Here is a 4,575-nt window from a genome sequence, read left to right on the forward strand (position 1 = left end):
CTACAGCTTGTGGTTTGAACTTAAACAATTCCTCTGGGCGGCATTCTTAAAATGTAGATAAACTACAGGAGGCGAAAGCCTATACCAGTTGGATCCGAATCCAATGAACAATTAGAGAATATCACACAGCATCCAAACAGCGAAGCTGGTCAATACTTGAATACATTTTTAATAATACGAGGAGGTGAGGGAATGAGTGAAAAAGAAGAAGTACCAGTAGTAATTGTTCATCCAGCTAATGATCCTGATTTTGGCGGTTCAATGCTGAACAGTAAGTTTTGGGACCGAATCGTGGTCACTACGACAGAAGGTAAAAAAGTAGCAGAGATCAATACTGACGACGCGACCCCTGCTACTGGATATTTGATTAAAGCGTATCCCAATAAGGACTAACCCTCAGGAGGATGTGGATCATGACCATGACTATCTTTGCGAGAGATTTTTCCGTCACGATTATGAACTACTAATTCGGAATGCTGATTGTCAGCAATTTGGTGACGAAGAAATTCAATTTTCAAAGTAGGTTAAACGTAAAATTTTAACCAACGCGATTCAGTCAATGCTGCCACCAGAATATTTATTAAAGGATTTACAGTATGCAACGACAGTTAACAACCAGCTTTATGTAGGAGTTCATGCCTAGTCTTATCCACAAATTACTGTTGAGGAGATGGTTTAATTGGCAACGCCAAACGTAGGGATCTTAACGAATGCAGGTAAAAATTTAATTGATCGAGTTAATGCTGGTCAAACTAAAATTACTTTTAGCAAAATTGTTTTTTCCAGCATGAATAATAATCAACTAACTGATGACAAGATAAAAGCATTAACTACAGTTGCACCACAAGAAATTGTAATTAATAATCCAGAAGTTACTCTGGATAATAACACTGGTGAAACTCGAATTCGAGCAACTGGTAATAATAAAGCATTAACTGATGGCGTTTATGTTAAAACTTATGCTGTTTATGCTAAAGATGATTCAGGCAATGAGATATTATATGGAATTACGGTATCCCCTAATCCTAATTACTTACCAGAATATGATGGTGTAACTCCGCAAGCTGTTACTTATTCATACAAAGTGAATATTAGCAATACCAGTAATATCACTTTTACTAATTCAAATGACATTTATGTTTCAGATACTGATTTAGCTGAGGCATTACAGCCTTATGCCAAGACAGTTGACGTTAATCAACAACTAGATAAAAAAGTAAATGTAGCTGATATGCGTAAACCTGCTAGTGATGTAGCGGGAATTGAAGAGGTTAACGCCAAACAAGATAAAATTGGTTACACACCTGCTGACGATTCCAAAGTTGTTCATAATTCAGGCAATGAAGAAATTGGTGGTCAAAAAACTTTTGACGTTGCGCCAATTGATAGTACAACTGTCAATCCATACATCACTAAGTCTGATGTACCGAAGGTTGACCTAAGTAGTTATGCCACCAATAGCCAGTTAGCCACTAAAGCCGATGATAGTAAGGTAGTTCATAAAACTGGATACGAAGAGATTTCGGGTACTAAAGTTTTTGATAGGCCACCAACTGATAAAACAGGTAACTCATACGTTACTACTAACTATGTTACAGACGCCGTTAATTTGGCTGCTTTAAACATAACCGTTGATATAATTCATAAAACTGGATACGAAGAGATTTCGGGTACTAAAGTTTTTGACGTTGCACCAATCGATAAGACAACCGGCAATCCGTACATCACTAAAGACGGTGTCCCAAGTATTCCAAGTGACGTTGCACGAACGGGAATAATAAACACGTTTAGCTCGCCTCAAATATTCTCACAAGGCATTCAGACACTTCAAACGGTAAGCTATAGTGATATCAACTTGCTTGTCAACGAGGGACTATATTTCAATACGAATTCAAGCGTTGAAAACGGAGCCGGATCTATCACAACTGGATATGTTCAAGTGATGTCTGGATATGGGGGAGTAGTTAGGCAGTTTATGTATTCAGATGTGACTAACAATTTATTCTATACTCGTGTTTCTTCTGACAACAGATTATCATGGAGTAATTGGGTTCAAATAATTACTTCTGACCAATTGCCATCTGACATAGCACGAACTGGGAAAGATACCAACTTCACGGGCAAGCTTCAACAAGCTGGCAGTGATGTCATAACTCAAGCAAACTGGGTAGAATCAGATAGTGATACCCACGCACAGTCTTCCTCAAAAAGTGACGCGGAAGGATTTTACTACACGGAGGAAAGCTAATGGCAATTTATCACAATGGCAACAAAATTATTAGCTTGTATCACAAAGGCAAAAAAATTGAATCTGTTTATCATAATGGGATAAAAATATACTCATCATTATTACCAGTGGGGACATCGGTTTTTAATGACACTAATTTTGTGATTGATAAAGATAATGTTTCCGGAAGTGTTGGGAATACTTATGAGATTGAGAGCATGCGTGGAAATGTTTATAAAGTAATAACTCTGAAATATCCATTATCAAAGTATAAGAGTGGGGTTGAAATTAATTTAAATAGAAGGGTTGCATGGTATGAAACTGGTGAATTAGCATCTTGGACATATCTTCACATGGTAAATAATGGCAACTTATCTATTAAAATTCCTAAAAGCTCAAGCAAAGTTTCTTATTATTTTGATATATCTGGTTCTGGTGAATCATATCAAGGAAATATAACTATTTCAATAAATGGTCAACAACTAACTATGACACATTTAGACCCAAATAATGACGTTGGAAATTTCTATCCAATTATTTCTTCGATTACCGCATATTAAGTTATTTCACAGGTTATCTGTAGTACAGAAGTAAAGTATGTTATAATATCTCACGTGGATAACAGCACATTCACTGTTGTTATTCATACCCCTCAAGTGTATATTTCCCTCAGAATATACGCCTCCAGTAATATCTATATTTTCTTTTCATATATCCCCCTAAAAGTATATGAAAATGCATCTATCTACGGATAGGTGCTTTTGTTTTCCCCAAAATTTAGGAAGTGATAAAAATGCTAAAAAGGATTGGAAAATATTATTCGCATTTATGTTTCGGCTTAGCTTCCTTAATGGCTGGCACGTATGTCTTTTTTCATTTGAATTATTTGGACAGCCCAGAAGTTACACCGCCACCACCTCCTGGCTTTGCAGAACATGTGCTTTTCGGTGTTGCCGATGATTGGTGGTTTGCCGGATTACTGGTGGTTGGCGGAATTGTCCTGCTAAGTGGAGTGTTGCTTGATTCAATTACATTAAGGAATGCCGGCATGATTATTATTGCCCCATTGTTTGGTTATCTCGCCTTCGGATTTATGATCCGGGGCGTTTTTGATATTCGCTTTAATTTAACTTGGGTGTTTGCCAGCCTTGCCGTTGCATTGCTGATTGGCACTGCAATGCGAGGTGGAAAACACAATGGATGTTAAACAGGTTGTTTCATATATAATCAGCTTAGGCGGCCTAGGCGGTCTAGCCACGTTAATTGGAACCATCTGGGCAATCATTCATGGACATAAAAAAGATGAGCGTCAAGACGATGAAGACCGTCGTAAGCTGGATGACTGGCTGATTCAAAAAGTGAAGGTGTTAAATATACTTCACCAAAGGCTGCCAATCAAATTGCCAATGCTTATAAGGCCTATGGTGTTGTTGGTGTGTATCATTTCTGGCATTATGGCACTAATGAAGATCGATATTTTCTAGATAAAGTTAAGAAAATGGGGTTAGACAAAACAACTTGGCTGGCGCTTGATGTGGAAGCCCCAGATTTACCGCAAAAATGTACTGCCGGCATCAATAAGTTCCTAGGCTATCTCTATGCCAATGGCTACCACAACTTAATGGTTTACGGTTCCGCTTCATGGTTTAAAGAAGGCCGGATTAATCAAGCAAAGCTGCACAAGTATGCTAAGTTATGGGTAGCGGCTTACGGCACTCCACAGCCAGGAATTAATCATGTTGATATCTGGCAATACACTGATCGGTTTAAAGGAATGTCGCTTGATGCCAGCTATGATTTCAAAAATTTATTGAAGTCAAACGGCAAATCAGCCACCCCGATTAAACCAGAATATTACACTGCCAAAGGTCTGTATGAAGTTAAAACTGATTTAATTCATGCTTATAACAAGCTACCGTTAAAGGGAGACAAAAACAAACGGTATGTGCGTTTGGCCAAGGGCAGCCGTTTTTATGGAGTTGCAATTAAAGATGGTGACATCTACTCACTCAAAACGCAGGTTGGTTTTTAACGGCCAACAAGGATTATGTAGAATTGGTTAAAGAAGTTAAGTGAAGTATGTCAGAAGCCCACCTCGTTAAATCGGGGTGGGCTTTTTGTGTTATTGGATTTAATAATTTATTTCGAGTTTTTATGTTTCTTGAATTTACACTTTAAGTGCAACACTAATTAAATAAAGAATGGCCCATGGCCAAATTTCTGTAAAATGATGTTTGCGAAAACAATCATGAAAGGAATTTAGCCATGGATCACTACAAGCATATTACCATAGATGAACGGGAAACTATCTTTTTAATGAGGAATCATGGAAACTCACTTCGTGAGAT

General features: G+C 37.7%; 8 protein-coding genes. 7 read left to right on the forward strand and 1 reads right to left on the reverse strand.

Translation table 11 applies throughout. The features are described 5' to 3' along the window. Window positions 1–192: 192 nt before the first annotated feature. The gene (locus LPKJCM_RS09550; RefSeq protein WP_056949368.1) at window positions 193–393 is read left to right on the forward strand and encodes a hypothetical protein; all 201 of its coding nucleotides are present in this window, start codon (window positions 193–195) and stop codon (window positions 391–393) included. Here LPKJCM_RS09550 and LPKJCM_RS13940 read toward each other — a convergent pair. Beyond that, window positions 390–518, reverse strand: coding sequence for a DUF2188 domain-containing protein (locus tag LPKJCM_RS13940; protein ID WP_225364174.1), 129 nt, complete (start codon window positions 516–518; stop codon window positions 390–392). The two genes, LPKJCM_RS09550 and LPKJCM_RS13940, sit on opposite strands and share 4 nt — an antisense overlap. 161 nt (window positions 519–679) lie before the next feature. Between LPKJCM_RS13940 and LPKJCM_RS09560 the strand changes: the two genes are divergently transcribed. The 6 genes from LPKJCM_RS09560 to LPKJCM_RS13945 all read left to right on the forward strand — a co-directional run. Next, window positions 680–2,248 carry a pyocin knob domain-containing protein gene (locus LPKJCM_RS09560; RefSeq protein ID WP_057961794.1) on the forward strand — a complete coding sequence of 523 codons (1,569 nt, stop codon included), beginning with the start codon at window positions 680–682 and terminating at the stop codon, window positions 2,246–2,248. Next, window positions 2,248–2,787, forward strand: coding sequence for a hypothetical protein (locus LPKJCM_RS09565; RefSeq protein WP_057961793.1), 540 nt, complete (start codon window positions 2,248–2,250; stop codon window positions 2,785–2,787). Before LPKJCM_RS09560 ends, LPKJCM_RS09565 begins: the two co-directional genes overlap by 1 nt. Before the next feature lie 233 nt (window positions 2,788–3,020). After that, window positions 3,021–3,434, forward strand: a complete 414-nt coding sequence (locus tag LPKJCM_RS09570; protein ID WP_225364175.1) for a hypothetical protein — start codon at window positions 3,021–3,023, stop codon at window positions 3,432–3,434. Then, window positions 3,424–3,711 (forward strand): hypothetical protein, encoded by a 288-nt coding sequence (locus LPKJCM_RS13610; protein ID WP_225364176.1) that lies wholly within the window; start codon window positions 3,424–3,426, stop codon window positions 3,709–3,711. Before LPKJCM_RS09570 ends, LPKJCM_RS13610 begins: the two co-directional genes overlap by 11 nt. Beyond that, window positions 3,627–4,259, forward strand: a complete 633-nt coding sequence (locus LPKJCM_RS09575; RefSeq protein ID WP_225364177.1) for a GH25 family lysozyme — start codon at window positions 3,627–3,629, stop codon at window positions 4,257–4,259. Before LPKJCM_RS13610 ends, LPKJCM_RS09575 begins: the two co-directional genes overlap by 85 nt. Before the next feature lie 233 nt (window positions 4,260–4,492). Continuing rightward, the coding region (locus LPKJCM_RS13945; RefSeq protein ID WP_165758596.1) for a helix-turn-helix domain-containing protein at window positions 4,493–4,575 on the forward strand (83 nt) is incomplete at its 3' end.

This window comes from Lentilactobacillus parakefiri, from assembly GCF_002157585.1.
Taxonomy (GTDB): domain Bacteria; phylum Bacillota; class Bacilli; order Lactobacillales; family Lactobacillaceae; genus Lentilactobacillus; species Lentilactobacillus parakefiri.

Excerpts from the sequence above, each read along its gene's own strand:
- LPKJCM_RS09570 (WP_225364175.1), top strand. The coding sequence starts at position 3,021 with ATGCTAAAAAGGATTGGAAAATATTATTCGCATTTATGTTTCGGCTTA.
- LPKJCM_RS13610 (WP_225364176.1), top strand. The coding sequence starts at position 3,424 with ATGGATGTTAAACAGGTTGTTTCATATATAATCAGCTTAGGCGGCCTA.
- LPKJCM_RS09550 (WP_056949368.1), top strand. The coding sequence starts at position 193 with ATGAGTGAAAAAGAAGAAGTACCAGTAGTAATTGTTCATCCAGCTAAT.
- LPKJCM_RS09565 (WP_057961793.1), top strand. The coding sequence starts at position 2,248 with ATGGCAATTTATCACAATGGCAACAAAATTATTAGCTTGTATCACAAA.